Raw genomic sequence first — 18,871 nt, forward strand, 5'->3', positions numbered from 1 at the left:
AATCCGGGCGGTTTTGGCACCCAAGCCAAAATCGCTTCGCAGAACATAGAGAACACAACCATGAAAAAAATTTTATTCTTATTGTTGATAATGGTCGGCATCGCCGTCGCGGCATTTGTCATTTTTAATCCTGCCCCTGCCACCTACAAATCGCAAGGCGATATTCCTTATTCCAACTTCATCCAGGATGTGCGCGGCAAAATGGTAGCCGAAGTGGTGATCGACGGTAGAGCCATCAACGGTCTGAGGCATGACGGCACACGTTTTAATGCATATAGCCCTGGTGACATCACGGTGATAGACGATCTATTGCAGAACGGTGTGAAGATCATCGTGCAAAGACCGTTAACCCAATCGACATTCATGCAGGTGTTTTACTCCTGGGCACCGACCTTTTTGCTGATTGGCGTATTGATTTATTTCATGCGCAAACAACTGCTAGGCGCCGGCGCGCAAAACAATTTCGGTAAAAGCCGCGCCAAGTTGATGACAGAGAATCAGGTAAAAATCCGTTTCAGCGATGTTGCCGGCGTTGAGGAGGCCAAGCAGGACGTCGCGGAAATGGTCGATTTCCTGAAAGCACCCGGTAAATACGAGGCCCTGGGCGGTAAAATCCCCAGAGGCGTGCTAATGGTCGGCCCTCCCGGCACGGGTAAAACCTTGCTGGCCCGCGCGATTGCCGGCGAAACCGGTGTACCTTTCTTCTCGATTTCCGGCTCCGACTTCGTGGAAATGTTTGTCGGCGTTGGCGCATCCAGAGTACGCGATCTATTCGTGCAAGCCAAAAAGCAGGCCCCGTGCATCATTTTTATCGACGAAATCGACGCGGTCGGCCGGCAGCGCAGCCCTGGCAATATGGGCGGCACGGAAGAACGCGAACAAACGCTGAATCAATTATTAGTGGAAATGGACGGCTTTAGCGGCAACGAAGGCATTATCGTCATCGCCGCCACCAACCGCATTGATGTGCTGGATAAAGCCTTATTAAGGCCCGGACGATTCGACAGGCAAGTGCAGGTGAGCCTGCCGGACATCAAAGGCCGCGAACAAATCCTCAGAGTACATTCCAGCCGAGTACCCTTGGCCGATGACGTCAATTTGAATGATTTGGCGCGCGGCACACCGGGCTTTTCCGGCGCCGAATTGGCTAATCTGATCAACGAAGGCGCATTGTTCGCCGCCCGCAACAATCAGCGGGAAATTACGATGAACGACCTGGATAAGGCTCGCGACAAAACCATCATGGGCGCGGAAAAGCGGACGATGATCATGAGCCGCGAAGACCTGCTAATGACCGCCTACCACGAAGCCGGCCACGCCATCGTCGGCCGCTTGGTACCCGAGCACGATCCGGTTTACAAAGTCAGTATCATGCCGCGCGGCGGCGCGCTCGGCATTACCATGTTTTTGCCGGAGCGCGATGCATACAGTGCCAGCAAGGACAAATTGGAAGGCCAAATCTCCAGCCTGTTCGGCGGCCGAGCCGCGGAAGCGCTAGTTTACGGTAAGAATAAAGTCACCACCGGCGCGAGCAACGACATCCAACGCGCCACCCAATTGGCCCGTAATATGGTCACCAAATGGGGGCTATCCGACAACCTGGGGCCGCTGGACTACGGCGATAACGAAGGCAGCTACTTGGGACCGCAAGCCAAACCCATGTCGGAACACATGGCGCGCTTGATTGATCGGGAGATCAGGTTAATTGTGGACAACAATTATCAACGGGCCGAAAACCTGCTGAAGGAAAATATCGATATTCTGCATAATATGGCGCAAGCCTTATTAGACTGGGAAACATTGGACAAACATCAGATAGATGAATTGATGCAAGGTCGAACCATCGCTCCGCCGACACCTGATGTAAAACAATCATTGGACACAGACACTCCAGAGCAGTAGCGCGCTTTTCTCATCAAGCAGAATAGAGTCTGTCAGATATACAGCGGGGCCATTCTGCGCCAGTAGTGGCCTTGATGCGCACGCCCTTCCCATTCGTATAAGGCATGGGGAATACCCTTGGCCGCTAATATGTGACTTAACTCGTGATTGTTCTGCAAAAACGGATCTTCCTTACCGATCACCAAAGTAATTTCCATTTGCTGCAAATGCTTTAATTGCGCTTGGCAATTCAGGTTGGGTAAAAAATGCGTTGGCGTATGAAAATAAACATGATCGTCATAGTAGCCGTCGAACAAATTTTTGAAACACTCTACTTCCAGCGTCAAATCGAAACGACCGGAGAAGGCTACTAATTTTCTGAACAAATGCGGGTGGCGGAAAGCAATATTGGCCGCATGATAACCGCCTAAACTACAGCCGTGCGCGATGACGCAGGGGTGTGGATTTTTCAAGGCCATGAACGGCATGATTTCGTTCAGTATGTAGTCTTCGAAAAACATGTGCCGCTGAATACGGTCTTTCGGCTTGCGCCAAAAGCAGTAAAAAGTTTCATGATCAATGCTGTCAACACAGTACAGTTGTATGTGTCCCGCTTCAATTTTATTGCGTAACCGTTCGACAATGCCGAGGTTCTCGTACTCGTAAAACCGGCCGTCGCGAGTAGGAAAAATCAGTACTTTGGCTCCGGCATGCCCGAAAACCAGGAATTCCATGTCGCGACCCAAGCGCGGGCTGTACCAGTGATGATATTCGCGATTCATAATCTAAAGCGACGATTCCCCGAAAAAACTTTGCAGCTCCGCAATCAGCTGCCGCTCCTGATCATGTTGGCGCGGATAATCAAAATGCCCCGCATCCAATATAAATAACTGTTTATCGCCGGCCCAAGCGTTGTAGATTGCAAATTGTCCGGGTGGCGCTACGACCGGATCGAATAACGCGACGGCACCATGCAAGGGTTGCAATGCATAACGCGCAGAGACAGCGGCATCATAATAGGCTAATGTGTCAAACACATTATGGTGAGATTGACTGTAGGCTTTCAAAGCCGCGGCACTGCCACTGGTAGGCAAGCTTAAACGCAAGGGTTGGTTGCCGAAGGTGGGCACATTTAAGTGCACTCTCTTGATTCTGGCGTCCCAGGGCGCGGCCAATGCTCCGATTCCGCCACCAAAGCTAATACCCATGTAGCCGATCTTGTCCGCGATTGCTGGATAACGTTCGGCCAGAACGGTCACGGCCAGCCATAGATCTTCTACACATCCGCCGATTACATAATGATCAGGATCATCGATGCCTTGCACGACATGTTGATTGGGTTGTTCCGGCAAGCGCTCGCAGCGACTGCGAGATATGCCGCGAAAACAAGGAAAAAGCAAGGCGGCACCCGGTATGTTTAGATGAAAGTCGGGTTGCTCTCTGCCGCCGTATCCATGGCCGACCACTATGCTCCGAGTAATGGGTTGCGCATCCGGCTCAAGCAACCAACCGGCTATCTGAAAATCATCGGTAGACCGATAGCTAATGTCATAAACCCGATAGCCTGCTCGCTGGCATTGGTAATTCAGAGAAAATTGCGGGGAGACCGTTAAGGCTTTTTGATATTTATCCTGCCAAAACCGACAGAAATCGGCAGGCTCTTGCGGTGCGGGAACACTTAACAGATCGTCGAGACTGTAGCCATAGCCAGGATCATAGCTGTAATAATGATCAAATAAGCTCACGGGCTACCGGCCTGATTAAATTCTAGCTAGATCCTGTATTAAGGGTCTATTTAGCAATGGGGCAAAATTTTAAGCGGCGGACACTGCCGCCACTAGAAAATCATCTAAAGTACAACACCATCCCTAACATGGGAGGGCGTCGCTATTGTTGGTTTACAAGCTATCGTCAATCGACGATTTTGTATTTTTCCCTGGAAGCATCAACCATATCCCGTAACTCCTTTCCCGGTTTAAAATGCGGCACATGCTTTTCTGTTAAGGACACTGAATCACCGGTCTTGGGGTTACGTCCCAGTCGTGCAGAACGATGGTGTAATGAAAAACTGCCAAAACCTCTAATCTCTATCCTATCGCCACTTGCCAACGTATCGCTCAAGTGATCAACAACGCATCTAACTGCCAATTCAACATCTTTAAGCGCGAGATGAGGCTGTTTTCGTGCCAGCATCTCTATCAATTCTGATTTCGTCACATCCAGCCCTGAATAATCAAAAAAGGGTGACATGAGCTAGTCATGCCACCCTCGGAGATGGTTTTACTACTTGTCCATTTGTTTAAAGATATCGCCTAATGTGGCTGTGCCAGCATTTTGTGACGAGTAATCTTTAATAGCATTAGACTCTTCTTCGACATCTTTCGCTTTGATAGACAAAGAAATAGATTTAGTCTTTTTGTCAACACCTACAAATTTAGCTTCGATTTCTTCGCCTTCTTTCAACAAAGTACGCGCATCTTCGACGCGGTCACGTTGGATTTCGGAAGCGCGCAAGTAACCTTCGACGTTATCAGCCAAGGTCACCACTGCACCTTTAGCATCGATTTCCTTGATGACGCCTTTAACTAAGCTGCCTTTTTCATGCACAGCAATGTAGTTTTGGAAAGGATCTTGTTCGAGTTGTTTGATACCCAAGGAGATACGTTCGCGCTCGGAATCAACAGCCAAGATAACGGTTTCAACTTCGTCACCTTTTTTGTAATTGCGAATCGCTTCTTCGTCGTTCTCGTTCCAGGAAATATCGGACATGTGAACCAAACCGTCGATACCACCGTCCAGACCGATGAAGATACCGAAATCAGTGATGGATTTGATTTTGCCAGAGATTTTGTCGCCTTTGTTGTGCGTGGCGGCAAATTCATCCCATGGGTTGGAACGGCATTGTTTCATGCCCAGTGAAATACGACGGCGTTCCTCGTCGATTTCCAGAACCATAACTTCGACTTCGTCGCCCAGTTGTACGACTTTAGATGGGTTAACGTTTTTGTTGGTCCAGTCCATTTCGGAAACGTGTACCAAGCCTTCGACGCCTTCTTCGATTTCTACGAAGCAGCCGTAGTCGGTCAGGTTGTTGACCTTACCGAACACGCGAGTGCCGGTTGGGTAACGACGAGCGATGTTTTGCCATGGATCTTCATCCATTTGCTTCATGCCCAACGAGACGCGAGTTTTGTCTTTATCGAATTTCAGGACTTTAACTTTAACTTCCTGACCAATTTCTACACACTCGGATGGGTGACGTACACGGCGCCATGCCATATCGGTAATGTGCAGCAAGCCATCGACGCCGCCCAGATCGATAAACGCACCGTAGTCGGTGAGATTTTTAACGATACCGGTAACGATCGCGCCGTCTTGCAGCGTTTTAACCAATTCTTCGCGCTCTGCGCTGTATTCGCTTTCGACGACCGCACGACGCGACAACACGACGTTGTTACGTTTTTGGTCGATTTTGATGACTTTAAATTCCAGATCGCGATTTTCCAGGAAAGCAGTATCGCGAATAGGCCGAACGTCTACCAGAGAGCCTGGCAAGAAGGCGCGCAATGCACCGACTGCAACAGTGAAACCGCCACGTACTTTGCCATTGATACGACCGACGATGGTTTCTTGTGTTTCAAAGGCTTTTTCCAGTTCCGCCCAAGCTTTACTTTTCTTGGCTTTATCACGGGAAAGAAGAGTAGCGCCCAGGCCATCTTCAAATAAATCGAGAGCTACCTCAATTTCGTCGCCTACGTTGACCTCAAGGTCGCCGTCGGCATTCAGAAATTGCCATTTAGGAATGACCCCTTCTGATTTGGCTTGTGTGCTGACGATAACAAATTCGTTTTCGATATCAACAACGGTACCAATTAGCATTGCGCCAGGACGCATTTCGGTCTTGGCATAACTCTCTTCAAACAACTCTGCAAAGCTTTCGCCCATCTCTACTTTCCCAAACTTGCTAAGACTCAAGCAAGCTTTCTCTTCTCTGAAATTAAAATAAAGTCATCGACAACAATTCGATAACCACCAATAGCCTTAATCGACTAAATTTACTACCCGATCAATCACTTGTTGAATAGTCAAACTAGATGAATCGATAAAATGTGCACCTTCCGGTACGGTGAGCGGAGCCGCAGCTCGCTGCTGATCGCGATGATCGCGTTCTTCTATTTCCCGAGTGATTTGAAGAAGGTTAGCATCAATTCCCTTTTCAATCAACTGTTTATATCTTCTCAGCGCTCTTTCCTCCGCGCTGGCGGTTAAATAAACCTTGATTTTGGCGTCCTGAAATACAACGCTACCCATGTCTCGACCATCGGCGACCAAGCCCGGAAGTCTTTGAAAATCCTTTTGTTTTTGCAATAACACTGCCCTTACTTCCGGATAAGCTGCAATGACGGACGCAGTATTGCCGGTGGTTTCGGTGCCCAATTGACTGGTAATGTCGATGCCATCAAGCTTAACGATCAACTCGTCGCCGCAATCGAATTCTAACGACATGGCTTCAGCGACTCGGCAAATAGCGGTTACGTCCGATAACTCGAGACCCGATTTTAAAACCGCAACAGCTACCGAGCGATAAATCGAGCCGCTGTCCAGATAATTCCAGCCCAAAAGTTTCGCGACGGCGCGGCTGACCGTGCCTTTACCTGCGCCACTGGGACCATCTATCGTCAATACGGGTACTTGCATCTTAAAAACTCGTTAATGCCAAACCCAGTTTGGTGGCCAAATCGCGGAATTCCGGAAATGATGTATTCACGTTCGCACAATCCCTGATCGTGATCGGGCCGTTGGCGCGCAAACCGGCAATCGAAAACGACATCGCGATACGGTGATCGCCATGCGATTCCACTTCCCCAGTGCCAATGTGACCGCCGCCGTTAATCACCATACCGTCTTTGGTTGGCTGCGCATCGACACCGAGAATTTGCAAACCGTCAGCCATCACTTGAATCCGGTCGGATTCCTTGACTCGTAATTCTTCGGCGCCAGTCAATACGGTTTGGCCTTCCGCACAAGCAGCGGCCACGAACAAGACTGGAAACTCGTCAATGGCCAGCGGCACCAAATGCTCGGGGATGTTGATGCCTTTCAACTGTGCCGAACGCACACGCAAATCGGCTACGGGTTCACCGCCGACTTCTCTCTCGTTCAATACTTCGATATTCGCCCCCATCAGGCGCAAAATATCGATCACGCCGGTACGTGTCGGATTGATGCCGACGTGACGCAAGGTCACATCCGAATCAGGCGCAATACTGGCACCGACCAGAAAGAACGCCGCCGAGGAAATATCGCTGGGTACATCAATGCGCGCGGCAGTCAATTTGCCTTGGTTGGTAATACGAGCTGTGCTGCCTTCGCGTTGCACCGGATAACCAAAACCATTCAACATCCGCTCGGTATGATCGCGGGTCGGGGCCGGTTCGGTGACGCTGGTTTCACCTTCGGCATACATGCCCGCCAACAGCAAACAGGATTTAACCTGAGCACTGGCAATGGGCATGTCGTAATGAATGCCTTGCAATTTGCCGGCCTTGCCTTTGATATGCAGCGGTGCCGTGCCGTTTTCCTGGGTAATAATCTCGGCGCCCATCTGCGCCAGCGGCACAGTGACGCGCTTCATCGGCCGCGATTCCAGTGATTTATCGCCAGTCAACACACAATCAAACGGTTGGCCGGCCAGCAAACCCGACAGCAAACGCATCGAAGTACCGGAGTTACCCAGATATAAAGGTTTCTCAGGTGCTTTCAGGCCATGCTTGCCCACACCGTGTATCGTCACTTCACCATTGACCGGCCCCTCAATTTCGACGCCCATGGCTTGGAAAGCCTCCAGGGTCGAGATTGCATCTTCCGCATTCAAAAAACCGGTGACGTGCGTGACGCCTTCTGCCAACGAGCCCAGCATGATGGAGCGGTGCGACATGGACTTATCGCCCGGCACACGGATTTCGCCGCGCAAACTGCCGCCCGGCTGTACTTGAAAAGTAATAGTTTGTGACATGTTAATCTTCTTAGTCTTCTTGTTGATCGAGAAAACGCTGCCGGGCATTTCTGGCATACGTAAAGGTTTCAAACAATTGCGCGGATTGATCTTCAACCAGCAATTGTTCTATTTTGCTTAATTCCATTTGAAACTGGCGAATCAAGGGCACGATTTCCTGCTTGTTCGCTAGGCAGATGTCCTGCCACATGGTCGGGTCGCTGGAGGCAATGCGACTGAAATCCCGGAAACCGCCGGCGGCATATTTGAATATCTCGCGCTGTTCGTCCTTGCGCCCCAATAAACCGACCAAGGCGAAAGCCAAAATATGCGGCAAATGGCTGGTGGCGGCTAATACGGTGTCGTGATGCTCTACCGACATCACCGAAACGCTGGAGCCGATCTTTTCCCAAAATGCATGGATTTTCGCCAGCGCCAGCTTATCGGTGCTTTCTAGCGGCGTCAGGATCAGGCGGCGATTGACAAACAAATCGACGGTCGAAGCATCCACACCGCTGCGCTCGGCGCCGGCAATCGGGTGCGCAGGCACAAAATTGCTGGGTACGGTACCGAAAACTTCCGCCAATGCGGAAACCACGCTGCCCTTGGTGCTGCCGGCATCGCTGTAAATAGCATTCGAGTTCCAGTGCGGTTTAATTTGTTCGAAAATAGCCTTCATGCTACCGACCGGCGTGGCGACGATTACGCAATCGGTATTTTGCAATGCCGCAGCTATGTCGGTGTAAAACTGGTCGATGACACCGAGTTGCTTCGCCAATTGCATATTCGGCAGATTTTTCTCCCGGCCGTAGGCAACGACTTCACGACATAAGCCTTTGGCGCGCGCGGCCCTGGCAATAGAACCGCCGATCAAACCGATGCCGATGATGCACAGGCGGTTAAACACCGCTCAGCACCTCGCGCAACGCTTTTATGAATATGGCGTTTTCACGTTCCGTGCCGATACTGACACGCAGGTGGTTAGGCATTTCGTAATTGGCAACCAGCCTTACGATCACACCCTTGCGCAGCAAGGCCTCGTAAATCGGCAACGCCGGTTGTTTCACATCCACGGAAACGAAATTGCCGGACGAGGGAATCCAGGGTAAATCCAATTCCTTAAAAACATCAGTCAGTTGCGTCATACCGGCGTTGTTAAGAGCCACGGTCTGATTCAGGTAATCTGTGTCCCCCAGCGCGGCTTCCGCAGCGGCCAAAGCCAGCATGCTGCAATTGAAAGGCTGACGCACCCGGTTCAACAAATCGGCGATATCCGGCGAGGAAATTCCGTAACCGATGCGCAAGCCCGCCAAGCCGTAGGCCTTGGAGAACGTGCGGGCAATAATCAGATTCGGATAACGATTCGGCCAAGCCAACGATTCGGTTCGCACGGCAGGATCGACAAACTCGTAATAAGCCTCGTCTAAGACGCACAGCACATGGGCTGGCAAATCAGCGATAAAGCTCTCCAGTTCGTTTTTATTCAGCAAAGTACCGGTCGGATTGTTGGGATTGGCGATAAACACGACTCGGGTTTTTGGACCAACTTGCGCCCGCATTGCCGCCAAATCATGCCCGTAATTTTTAGCCGGCACCACTTTGGCTTTGGCGCCGACGGCTTGCGTCAGAATCGGATATAACGCGAATGCGTGCTGGGAAAACACTACTTCCAGTTCCGGCGTAACGAAAGTCCGCATCACCAATTCCAGAATCTCGCTGGAACCGTTACCCAGGGTAATTTGTGCGGGTGCCAAGTTTAATTTGGCCGACAATTCGGCTTTCAATGTAAAACCGCTGCCGTCGGGATAACGGGTTAATTCGGGCAAGGTTGCTTGAATAGCCGCCGCGACTTTGGCGCCGGTGCCCAATGGATTTTCGTTAGAAGCCAGCTTGATGACTTCTGCGATACCCAGCTCGCGCTGCAATTCATCCACCGGTTTACCGGGCACATAAGGCACCAGCTGTTGAACGCCGGCAGTAGCAAGTTCTAAAAATTTGTTCATCGAATTAAAGATTAAATGACGGCTTTTGGATAAGAGCCGAGGATTTTCAACATTTTGACGTTGTTTTGCAGGGTTTCCAGCGCCTTAGCGACATCGGGATCGTCGCGATGACCATCGATATCGATAAAAAACACGTATTCCCACAAGCCCTGCCGCGATGGTCTGGACTCGATATGCGCCATGCTGATGCCATACTCGGCAAACGGCCCCAAAATCTTATGCAAGGCGCCGGCTTGATTGCCGGTGGACACCAAAATGGAGGTTTTATCGAACCCGGTGGATGCCGGTTGCTGTTTGCCGATGACGATAAAGCGCGTGGTATTGTTGGATTCATCCTCAATGTGTTGCTCGATGATGTTCAACTCATACAATTCGGCGGCCATCAGACCGGCTATCGCGGCTTTATTGTGGTCCAAAGACGCTAGTCTGGCCGCTTCGGCATTACTGCTCACCGCCGTGCATGGCACGCCCGGCAAATAAGTATTCAACCATTGCCGACACTGCGCCAAGGATTGCTGATGCGAATAGACTTCGTTAATCGCCGCCAACGTATCCATTTTGCCGAGCAGATTTTGATGCACCCGGATTTCGACTTCGCCGCAAATTTGCAATGAGGTGGTCATAAAACGGTCCAGCGTATGCGCTATTACGCCTTCTGTGGAATTTTCCACAGGCACCACGCCGAATTGACAATGACCGGTTTCCACCGCCAAAAAAATCTCCGGTATTGTCGCCACCGGAATACCCTTCACGGCGTGACCGAAATGTTTGAAGGTTGCTTGCTGGGTAAAGGTGCCAACCGGCCCCAAAAACGCCACTTCCAAGGGTTTTTCCAAAGCCAAACAAGCCGACATCAATTCCCGGAACAAATGCACCGAAGCATCGTCACTCAATGGACCAGGGTTCAACTCCTTGATTTTGCGCAACACCTGAGCTTCGCGATCGGCACGGTAAAAACTACCGGTTTCGCCTTCGGCCATTTTGGTTCTGGCTACTTCAATAGCGCACTCCGCCCGCCGATTGATCAACTGCAATATTTGCTGATCAATCGCGTCGATACGTTCGCGCAGCTCCGATAAAGGAATAATCGCCGTCATTTTGGATTGCTTAGTGAGTACGTTCGAACTCGGCCATGAAATCGATCAAGGCATCGACCCCAGCTTCCGGCATAGCATTGTAAATACTGGCGCGCATGCCACCGACGGAACGGTGACCAGCCAGCGTACTGAGGCCGTTTTTCTCGGCCAACACCAAAAACTCTTTATCCAGAGCCGCATCAGCCAACACGAAAGGCACGTTCATTCGGGAGCGGTAGTCTTTCACCACCGGATTGCTGTAAAGGCTGGATTCATCGATAGCTTGGTAAAGCTTGCCGGCTTTACGAATATTATGCTGCTCAATGGCCGCGATACCGCCTTGCTGTTTCAGCCATTGCAACACTAGACCAAGCAAATACCAGTTATAGGTAGCCGGTGTGTTTAACATCGAATCAGCTTTTGCTTGCTGCTGATAATCAAAAACCGCCGGCACGGTTTTTGGTGCCAAGCCGACCAAATCGTCACGAACGATGACTACGGTCACGCCGGATGGCCCCATGTTTTTTTGTGTACCGGCGTAAATAATGCCGTAGCGGCTGACATCGACCGGACGCGACAAAATGTTCGAAGACATATCGCACACCAAGGGCAAATCCCCCGCGTCGGGAACTTCGGAAAATTCCACGCCGTGAATGGTTTCGTTGGAGGTGTAGTGCAGATAAGCGGCGTCTTTATCGATATTCCAGGTATCGAACGCTGGAATAGTAATAAATTTTTCGGCTTCCGAGGTGGCAGCGAGCTGTACTTCGCAATATTTACCGGCTTCTTTGATGGCACTGGTAGACCAGGCGCCGGTGTTCACGTAACTGGCCTTGGTTTTGCCGTTGAGAATATTCTGCGGAATCAGCGCGAACTGCGCGCTGGCACCGCTTTGCAGGAACAGCACTTTGTAATTAGCAGGAATACCGAGCAGTTCGATCAAATCATTTTTCATCGCTTCGGCGATGGCCATGAAATGTTTGCCGCGGTGGCTCATTTCCATCACCGACATGCCGCTATCTTGCCAATTCAACATCTCTTGTTGAGCTTGCAGCAGTACCGATTCCGGCAACATGGACGGACCGGCGCTAAAGTTATAAATCCTTGCCATCGTTACTCCTCTTCTCCGCCTTGTTCGGCGCTGTCGGTTTCCACCACATCAACATCGTTTTCGTCAATATCGCCGTCCACATCGTCTTCATCGCCCAGACCATCGATACGATCAACACCAACGACTCTTTCGCCCTTATCCAGACGAATGACGGTAACACCTTGAGTATTTCTGCCGACGATGGAAATTTCCTTAACCCGTGTCCGCACCAGCGTACCGCCGTCAGTGATCAACATGATCTCGTCAGTATCGTTAACCAATACCGCGCCGACTACCGCACCATTCCTCTCGGAGGTTTGAATCGCGATTAAGCCCTGGCCGCCGCGTCTATGCTGGGTAAACTCTTCCAGCTTAGTGCGTTTGCCGTAACCGTTTTCGGTGATATTCAACACCGTGCCTTCGCTGGCGATGATTAAGGATATGACTTTTTGGCCTTCCTGCAGACGGATACCGCGTACGCCGGTAGCGGTCCTGCCCATGGAGCGCACATCGGTTTCGTTGAAGCACACGGCCTTGCCATCACTGCTGAACAACAACACGTTTTGCTGCCCGTCGGTAATCGCCACGCCCACTAAAGTGTCGTTTTCGTTTAGATCGATAGCGATTTTGCCGTTACTGCGCTGGCGTTCGAACTCGGGCAACGGGGTTTTTTTCACGGTACCCGATGATGTGGCCATGAAAATGTATTTATCCGCACTGTACTCACGGACCGGCAACATCGCATTGATCTTCTCGCCTTCTTCCAGCGGCAACAGATTTACAAACGGCTTGCCGCGCGATGCCCGGCTGGCGACCGGCAGATTAAACACCCGCAACCAATAGACTTTACCCGCGGACGAGAAGCACAGAATCGTGTCGTGGGTATTGGCGATGATCAGTTTTTCGACGAAATCGTTTTCCTTCGTTGCAGTCGCCGACTTACCACGGCCACCGCGGCGCTGGGCTTTATAATCGCTGAGCGGCTGGGTTTTCACGTAACCCTCGTGCGACATCGTCACCACCATATCTTCTTCGGTGATCAGATCCTCGGCGGACAGATTGGAATAATCCTGGACGATTTCGGTGCGGCGGGCATCGCCGTATTGAGTTTTGATCTCTTCCAGCTCTTCGCGGATCACTTCCATCAAGCGCACATCGCTACCCAAAATATGCAAATATTCGTCGATCAGTTCCAGCAGCTGCTTGTATTCGTTGACGATTTTTTCTTGTTCCAAGCCTGTCAAACGATGCAGACGCAAATCCAAAATAGCCTGCGCCTGATTTTCGGATAAGCGGTAAGAGCCGTCTACCAAGCCAAATTCGATAGACAAATCGTCCGGCCGCGAACGATCCGCCTCGGCTCTATCCAGCAAGGCCGCAACCAAACCGGCATTCCAGGTCTGCGCTAGCAGGCCGACTTTGGCTTCTTGCGGGCTGGGCGAGGATTTGATCAGCTCAATCATCTCGTCGATATTAGCCAATGCAACCGCCAAACCTTCGAGGATATGCGCCCTTTCTCGCGCCTTGCGCAGGTTATAAATGGTTCTGCGGGTAACGATCTCGCGACGGTGATCGACAAATGCCGCCAGAATGTCTTTCAACCCCATCAAATGCGGCCGACCATCGTACAGCGCCACCATATTGATACCAAATACGGTCTGCATCTGGGTTTGTTTGTACAGATTATTTAGCACCACGTCCGGCACCTCGCCGCGGCGCAATTCGATGACCATGCGCATGCCATCCTTATCAGACTCATCGCGCAGACCCGAAATACCATCCAGTTTGCCCTCTTTAACTAATTCGGCGATTTTTTCCAGCAAACGGGCTTTGTTGACCTGATACGGTAATTCAGTGGTGATGATGGCTTGGCGACCACTATCGCCAATGTCTTCAAAATGGCTGCGGCCACGCAGGTAAATCCGGCCACGACCGGTGGCATACGCTTCAAAAATACCGGAAGCACCATTGATGATCCCTGCGGTCGGAAAATCCGGTCCCGGCACGATTTGCATTAATTCGGGAATCGTCAGATCGGGGTTTTCGATCAAGGCCAGGCAGGCGCTGATAATCTCACCCAGATTATGTGGAGGAATATTAGTGGCCATACCGACCGCGATGCCGGCAGAGCCATTGACTAACAGAGTAGGCACCCGAGTCGGCATCACCGTGGGTTCAGATTCCGATTCGTCGTAGTTGGCAACGAAGTCCACGGTTTCCTTATCCAGGTCCGCGAGTAATTCATGGGCGATTTTCGCCATTCGCACTTCGGTATACCGCATCGCCGCCGGCGAATCACCGTCCACCGAACCGAAGTTGCCTTGACCATCGATTAACATGTAGCGCAAGGAAAACGGCTGCGCCATCCGCACCATGGTGTCGTAAACCGCTGTATCACCATGCGGATGGTATTTACCGATCACGTCACCGACGATACGCGCCGACTTTTTATAAGGTTTGTTCCAGTCGTTTCCGAGCTCGTTCATCGCGTAAAGGACGCGACGGTGCACCGGCTTGAGGCCGTCTCTGACATCGGGAAGTGCCCTGCCGACGATGACGCTCATGGCGTAATCGAGGTAGGATTGTTTCATCTCGTCTTCGAGATTGACGGGGATAATTTCTTTAGCGAAGTCTGACATGGGTCCGTGGTTCCAGTGCAGTCGAAAGCTTATCGATCGACGGGTTAGCCTGAAGCATCAATTCCATTTAAGCATGGCTAACAGGTTTATAAAGCAGTCGATTATAGCAAACGCCACCCTCTGCCGTCAGGCAAAAATCTCGCTCAAAAAGTTTTGCATCGCCTGCCAAGACCGGCGATCAGCAAGCGGTCTGATAAACGGTACCAAAATCAGGATTATTAGCCACCGGGTTGGTAAAGGCGTGCATCGTATGCCCGTAACTATGCAACTGCCAGTCCGCACCAGCCTTGGTTAATTCGTCTTGCAAGGCAAGTACTTGCTCAACGGAGGCCATAGGGTCGTCATAGCCATGCAACACCAGTACCTTAGCCTTAATTTGGGGGTTCGGGATATTTTCAGGCGCACCGAGCAAGCCATGAAATGACACTACTCCACGCATATCCACACCGGTCCGGGCCAAATCCAGCGCGCATAAACCACCAAAACAAAAGCCTATCGCCGCAATCCTGGCGTTGTCGGCCCAAGGCATCAGCTTGACTGTGGATAGCGCTGCCTGTAAGCGCTGTTGCAATTTCGCCCTATCTTGTATGAAGGGTTGCATCAATTTGGCGTTTTGTTCCGGCGTCTTGCCTAGGACGCCTTTACCATACATATCGGTAGCGAACGCCAAGTAACCCAATTCCGCCAACTTTAAGGCCTTGTCAGCCACAAACTGGTCTCGCCCACCCCAAGCATGATGGATCAACACCACCGGTCTCTGACCGATAATCGCATCGTCGTAAGCAAAAAAACCTTCCAGCACCGTGTCGCGATCCAGGTAACTGACCGTATTCGAAATTATCGCCATTAGCTTTTTCCTACCCCGTTAATTACAGCTCGCCCGTTTGTTGCAATGCCTGCAAAAATCCCGCCGATGCCTCTTCGACCATATCCAGCACCCGCTCAAAACCATAACTACCACCGTAGTAAGGGTCTGGCACTTCGCGTTGATTCAAGTGCGGTGCATAATCGAGAAAATGGCGAATTTTATGACTCAAATCAATCGGACAGGCTTCTTTTAGTACGGCGTGATTTTCGTCGTCCATCACCAGAATGTGATCGAACGCTTCGAAATCTGCGGACACAACTTTGCGCGCCCGCAGATGTTTCAATTCAATCCCTCTGTCGCGAGCGGCTTTTTGCGCGCGCAGATCGGGCGCATCGCCAACATGGTAGGCATGGGTACCGGCTGAATCTATTTGAAAGCGCTCCGCCAGGTTTCTTGTAGACACTAAATGAGAGAAAACGCCTTCTGCGGTGGGCGATCGACAGATGTTACCCATACACACAAACAAAACCTTGATTTTCCGCATAGTTGTTAAGTTTTTAGAATAGTTGACGCTAAATTGTAAGCTATACTCGGTTGGCATGTCTTCAGGGCGGTACTGGAAAGACAGTTAATACAAGAAATTTAAAGCGTATTTTAGGGGAGTTTCGGATGTTGATGATGAACTGGCATTCTGTAGGGGTAAAGGTGGTTTCTATCACCATGTCGGTGCTAACACTTTTAGGCATAGCCATCTTGGTTGTTTACTCAAGCTTTGAGAAACAAAAGCTGATTGACCGGGAAATCAAAGCCTCGCGGCAACTACTCACTTTGTCCGAATCAATCCGCGACAATGTCGTAAAAAAATGGGAAGCCGGCATCTACACGCCTGAGCAACTCATGCAATTGGTCGAACAAAAAGGTAGCTCTAAAGCCAGAGAACTGGTGATCGCCACCGTACCGACGGCCAATGCCTGGGATGTCATCGAAGCAGAAGCCAAAGAGCACGGCTTTCGTTTTAAAGCACCGTCTCTTAACCCCCGAAACCCCCGGAACGCAGCGGATGACATCGAGCGTCAAGCGCTGGAGTTTTTCAGAAGCAACCCGTCCGCCCAAGACTTCAGCTACGTAGACGAAGAAAAACAGGAAGTCCGCTATTTACGCCCGGTCAAATTAGTCAAACAATGCGAATTGTGCCATGGCGACCCCAAGACATCGCAAAGTCTCTGGAATAACGAAAAGGGCCAAGATTTACTGGGGTATCCGATGGAAAATCGCCACGCCGGCGACTTGCATGGTGCATTTGAGATCGTCACCCCATTTAGCGTGGCGCTAGCCGAGCTGAAGAATAATACCTTCTACGCTATCGGCTTCTTATGCATAACACTGATCATCATTGGTTTTACCGGCTACTTCACGATGAGCAAAATCATCATCGGTCCGCTGACAGCATTGGCTTTGAAACTGCAGGACATCGGTAGTGGCGAAGGCGACCTGCGGGCTCGCCTGGATGCGAGCGGCAAGTCGGAATTTGCCTGGATCGCATCGAGTTTTAATACCTTCGTGCGTAAAATAGCCAAAACCATCGACCAGATCAGCTCTACCAGCGAAAAACTAGCCAGCTCTTCCCACAAGCTTGCGAATATCACCCAATCGACTCAAGCCGGTGTTGAGCGGCAATTGCACGAAACCACGTTGGTGGCTAATGCCATGAAGCAAATGACATCGACGGTGCAAGAAGTCGCCAAAAATGCCGTTAGAGCATCGGAAGCCGCCGAAATCGCCGACCGTGAAGCGTCGTCAGGCAAAAACATCGTGAAAGATGCGGTGCATGGCATCAACAGCTTAGCGTCTGAAGTGGAAAACGCCGCCAATGTGATACACGAACTGGAAAACGACAGTAACAGTATTGGCGAGGTATTAGGCGTGATTCAAGGTATTGCCGAGCAAACCAATTTGCTGGCACTGAACGCCGCCATAGAAGCCGCCAGGGCTGGTGAGCAAGGTCGAGGCTTTGCGGTAGTAGCGGATGAAGTCAGAACCTTGGCCAGCCGTACCCAAAATTCCACTTTGGAAATTCAAAAAACCATCGAACGCTTGCAGGACCGCGCGAAACAGGCCGTGGCCGTTATGGAAAACGGTAGAAGCCGCGCCAACTCCAGCGTAGAGCAAGCCGCATCCGCCGGAGGTTCGATAACCACCATTAGTGAACGTATCGATACCATTAACGATATGAATAATCAGATAGCCAGCGCGGCCGAGGAGCAAACCGCTGTAGCCGAGGAAATCAATCGCAACATCAGCAATATCAGCCGGGTATCCGAAGAGACTTCGATTGGCGCGAAAAATACGGCGGATGCCTGCCACGAATTACTTGACCTGGCGAATCAGTTACGCTCCATGGTTGGAAACTTTAAGACCTAGCTAAACCGCTATCCGCTTGGCTCGGCGTAACCCTTATCCAGGCTGCGCCGGGCCCAGATCCGATGTTAAATTTGTACGGTTTGTTCGCCGAGGCTGGCTATAATTCACTAAGAATAGGGGCTGTTGCCATTTTGAAACGATAGCCTTGAAATCGAACGGCTCTGCCTCATTGATTGATTTTTCAATCAGAAGACAAGTGAGCTATGCCGCGACAAATGTTTACGGATGCATACTGGAATAAATTCAAAGCCATCCTGTTAAGCCTGGGGATTTATGACAAGCCTTCGCTCAGGCAAACGGTAGAAGGGATTTTTTATCGCATGCGAGTCGGCTGCCCCTGGCGAGACCTGCCTGCCACGTTTGGTAAGTGGAATGCAGTCTACAAACGGTTTAATGCGTGGTCACTGCAAGAAAAACTGATGGGCATCTTTCGAGGCCTGGTTGTGGCACCGGATTTGGAATGGACCTTTATTGACGGCAGTATCGTGAAAGCGCATCAGCATAGTAGTGGTGCGGCTCATGAACAGGATGCCGCGATTGGGAAATCCGTTGCGGGTCACACCACGAAAATCCATATGGCCGTTGATGCCTGTGGGCTGCCTATTCATTTCTCGATCACCGGTGGTGAAGTCCATGACTGCAAAGAAGCGCCGGAATTAGTGGCTAAACTGCCTTTGGCTGACTACACGGTCGCTGACAAAGGCTATGACAGTGAACCTCTACGGATTCAAATTCGAGAGAAAGGGAGTGTCCCTATCATTCCTAGAAAACAAAATTCAATCGTCGGGAATGACGGAATGGATTGGTGCCTCTACCAATATCGCCACCTCGTTGAAAATGTCTTTGCGCGATTGAAACATTTCAGAGCCATCGCGACGCGATATGACAAATTGAAACGCAATTTTGAAGGCGTTGTCGCTTTGGCCTGCGCTTTTATTTGGTTACCCATGTAAAACGG

The 18,871-nt window shown here is 50.8% G+C and carries 15 protein-coding genes and 1 pseudogene; 3 read left to right on the plus strand and 13 right to left on the minus strand.

Going from position 1 to position 18,871, the window contains the following annotated elements:
- Positions 1–60: 60 nt before the first annotated feature.
- A complete protein-coding gene (ftsH, locus tag ACH5Y9_RS11420; RefSeq protein WP_445369703.1) occupies positions 61–1,902 on the plus strand; it encodes an ATP-dependent zinc metalloprotease FtsH in 1,842 nt (613 codons plus the stop codon).
- Between the two features lie 32 nt (positions 1,903–1,934).
- Here the strand turns inward: ftsH and ACH5Y9_RS11425 are convergent, their stop codons facing one another.
- The 13 genes and pseudogenes from ACH5Y9_RS11425 to ACH5Y9_RS11485 all read right to left on the minus strand — a co-directional run bounded on the left by ACH5Y9_RS11425 (position 1,935) and on the right by ACH5Y9_RS11485 (position 16,036).
- Positions 1,935–2,663, minus strand: coding sequence for an esterase family protein (locus tag ACH5Y9_RS11425; protein ID WP_033158075.1), 729 nt, complete (start codon positions 2,661–2,663; stop codon positions 1,935–1,937).
- A 3-nt stretch (positions 2,664–2,666) separates the two neighbouring features.
- Entirely contained in the window at positions 2,667–3,626 is a 960-nt protein-coding gene (locus ACH5Y9_RS11430; protein WP_445369704.1) for an acetylxylan esterase, read from the minus strand.
- A 166-nt stretch (positions 3,627–3,792) separates the two neighbouring features.
- Positions 3,793–4,098 carry an integration host factor subunit beta gene (locus tag ACH5Y9_RS11435; RefSeq protein ID WP_084153381.1) on the minus strand — a complete coding sequence of 102 codons (306 nt, stop codon included), beginning with the start codon at positions 4,096–4,098 and terminating at the stop codon, positions 3,793–3,795.
- A gap of 66 nt (positions 4,099–4,164) precedes the next feature.
- The gene (gene rpsA / locus ACH5Y9_RS11440) at positions 4,165–5,826 is read right to left on the minus strand and encodes a 30S ribosomal protein S1 (protein ID WP_445369705.1); all 1,662 of its coding nucleotides are present in this window, start codon (positions 5,824–5,826) and stop codon (positions 4,165–4,167) included.
- 96 nt (positions 5,827–5,922) lie between these two features.
- Positions 5,923–6,579 (minus strand): (d)CMP kinase, encoded by a 657-nt coding sequence (gene cmk, locus ACH5Y9_RS11445; protein ID WP_445369706.1) that lies wholly within the window; start codon positions 6,577–6,579, stop codon positions 5,923–5,925.
- Between the two features lies 1 nt (position 6,580).
- Positions 6,581–7,897: a 3-phosphoshikimate 1-carboxyvinyltransferase gene (aroA, locus tag ACH5Y9_RS11450; protein WP_445369707.1), complete on the minus strand. Its 1,317-nt coding sequence runs from the start codon at positions 7,895–7,897 to the stop codon at positions 6,581–6,583.
- A 10-nt stretch (positions 7,898–7,907) separates the two neighbouring features.
- The gene (locus tag ACH5Y9_RS11455) at positions 7,908–8,783 is read right to left on the minus strand and encodes a prephenate dehydrogenase (protein ID WP_445369708.1); all 876 of its coding nucleotides are present in this window, start codon (positions 8,781–8,783) and stop codon (positions 7,908–7,910) included.
- Entirely contained in the window at positions 8,776–9,879 is a 1,104-nt protein-coding gene (hisC, locus tag ACH5Y9_RS11460; protein WP_445369709.1) for a histidinol-phosphate transaminase, read from the minus strand. The genes ACH5Y9_RS11455 and hisC overlap by 8 nt, the downstream gene beginning before the upstream one ends.
- 11 nt (positions 9,880–9,890) lie before the next feature.
- The gene (gene pheA / locus ACH5Y9_RS11465) at positions 9,891–10,976 is read right to left on the minus strand and encodes a prephenate dehydratase (protein WP_445369710.1); all 1,086 of its coding nucleotides are present in this window, start codon (positions 10,974–10,976) and stop codon (positions 9,891–9,893) included.
- 10 nt (positions 10,977–10,986) lie between these two features.
- Entirely contained in the window at positions 10,987–12,066 is a 1,080-nt protein-coding gene (serC, locus tag ACH5Y9_RS11470) for a 3-phosphoserine/phosphohydroxythreonine transaminase (protein WP_445369711.1), read from the minus strand.
- Between the two features lie 2 nt (positions 12,067–12,068).
- Positions 12,069–14,684, minus strand: a complete 2,616-nt coding sequence (gene gyrA / locus ACH5Y9_RS11475) for a DNA gyrase subunit A (protein ID WP_445369712.1) — start codon at positions 14,682–14,684, stop codon at positions 12,069–12,071.
- Positions 14,685–14,810: 126 nt separating this feature from the next.
- A pseudogene (locus ACH5Y9_RS11480) lies at positions 14,811–15,531 on the minus strand (dienelactone hydrolase family protein).
- 22 nt (positions 15,532–15,553) lie between these two features.
- Entirely contained in the window at positions 15,554–16,036 is a 483-nt protein-coding gene (locus ACH5Y9_RS11485) for a low molecular weight protein-tyrosine-phosphatase (RefSeq protein WP_165786444.1), read from the minus strand.
- Between the two features lie 125 nt (positions 16,037–16,161).
- Between ACH5Y9_RS11485 and ACH5Y9_RS11490 the strand changes: the two genes are divergently transcribed.
- Both ACH5Y9_RS11490 and ACH5Y9_RS11495 read left to right on the plus strand, forming a co-directional pair.
- Positions 16,162–17,913, plus strand: coding sequence for a methyl-accepting chemotaxis protein (locus ACH5Y9_RS11490; protein ID WP_033158087.1), 1,752 nt, complete (start codon positions 16,162–16,164; stop codon positions 17,911–17,913).
- A gap of 203 nt (positions 17,914–18,116) precedes the next feature.
- A complete protein-coding gene (locus tag ACH5Y9_RS11495) occupies positions 18,117–18,866 on the plus strand; it encodes an IS5 family transposase (protein ID WP_445366335.1) in 750 nt (249 codons plus the stop codon).
- Positions 18,867–18,871: the final 5 nt, after the last annotated feature.

This window comes from Methylomonas sp. BW4-1, from assembly GCF_052474385.1.

Coding starts and splice junctions, on each gene's coding strand:
- pheA (WP_445369710.1), bottom strand. CDS start 10,976: ATGACGGCGATTATTCCTTTATCGGAGCTGCGCGAACGTATCGACGCG.
- ACH5Y9_RS11425 (WP_033158075.1), bottom strand. CDS start 2,663: ATGAATCGCGAATATCATCACTGGTACAGCCCGCGCTTGGGTCGCGAC.
- cmk (WP_445369706.1), bottom strand. CDS start 6,579: ATGCAAGTACCCGTATTGACGATAGATGGTCCCAGTGGCGCAGGTAAA.
- hisC (WP_445369709.1), bottom strand. CDS start 9,879: ATGAACAAATTTTTAGAACTTGCTACTGCCGGCGTTCAACAGCTGGTG.
- gyrA (WP_445369712.1), bottom strand. CDS start 14,684: ATGTCAGACTTCGCTAAAGAAATTATCCCCGTCAATCTCGAAGACGAG.
- ACH5Y9_RS11485 (WP_165786444.1), bottom strand. CDS start 16,036: ATGCGGAAAATCAAGGTTTTGTTTGTGTGTATGGGTAACATCTGTCGA.
- aroA (WP_445369707.1), bottom strand. CDS start 7,897: ATGTCACAAACTATTACTTTTCAAGTACAGCCGGGCGGCAGTTTGCGC.
- rpsA (WP_445369705.1), bottom strand. CDS start 5,826: ATGGGCGAAAGCTTTGCAGAGTTGTTTGAAGAGAGTTATGCCAAGACC.
- serC (WP_445369711.1), bottom strand. CDS start 12,066: ATGGCAAGGATTTATAACTTTAGCGCCGGTCCGTCCATGTTGCCGGAA.
- ACH5Y9_RS11490 (WP_033158087.1), top strand. CDS start 16,162: ATGTTGATGATGAACTGGCATTCTGTAGGGGTAAAGGTGGTTTCTATC.
- ftsH (WP_445369703.1), top strand. CDS start 61: ATGAAAAAAATTTTATTCTTATTGTTGATAATGGTCGGCATCGCCGTC.
- ACH5Y9_RS11495 (WP_445366335.1), top strand. CDS start 18,117: ATGCCGCGACAAATGTTTACGGATGCATACTGGAATAAATTCAAAGCC.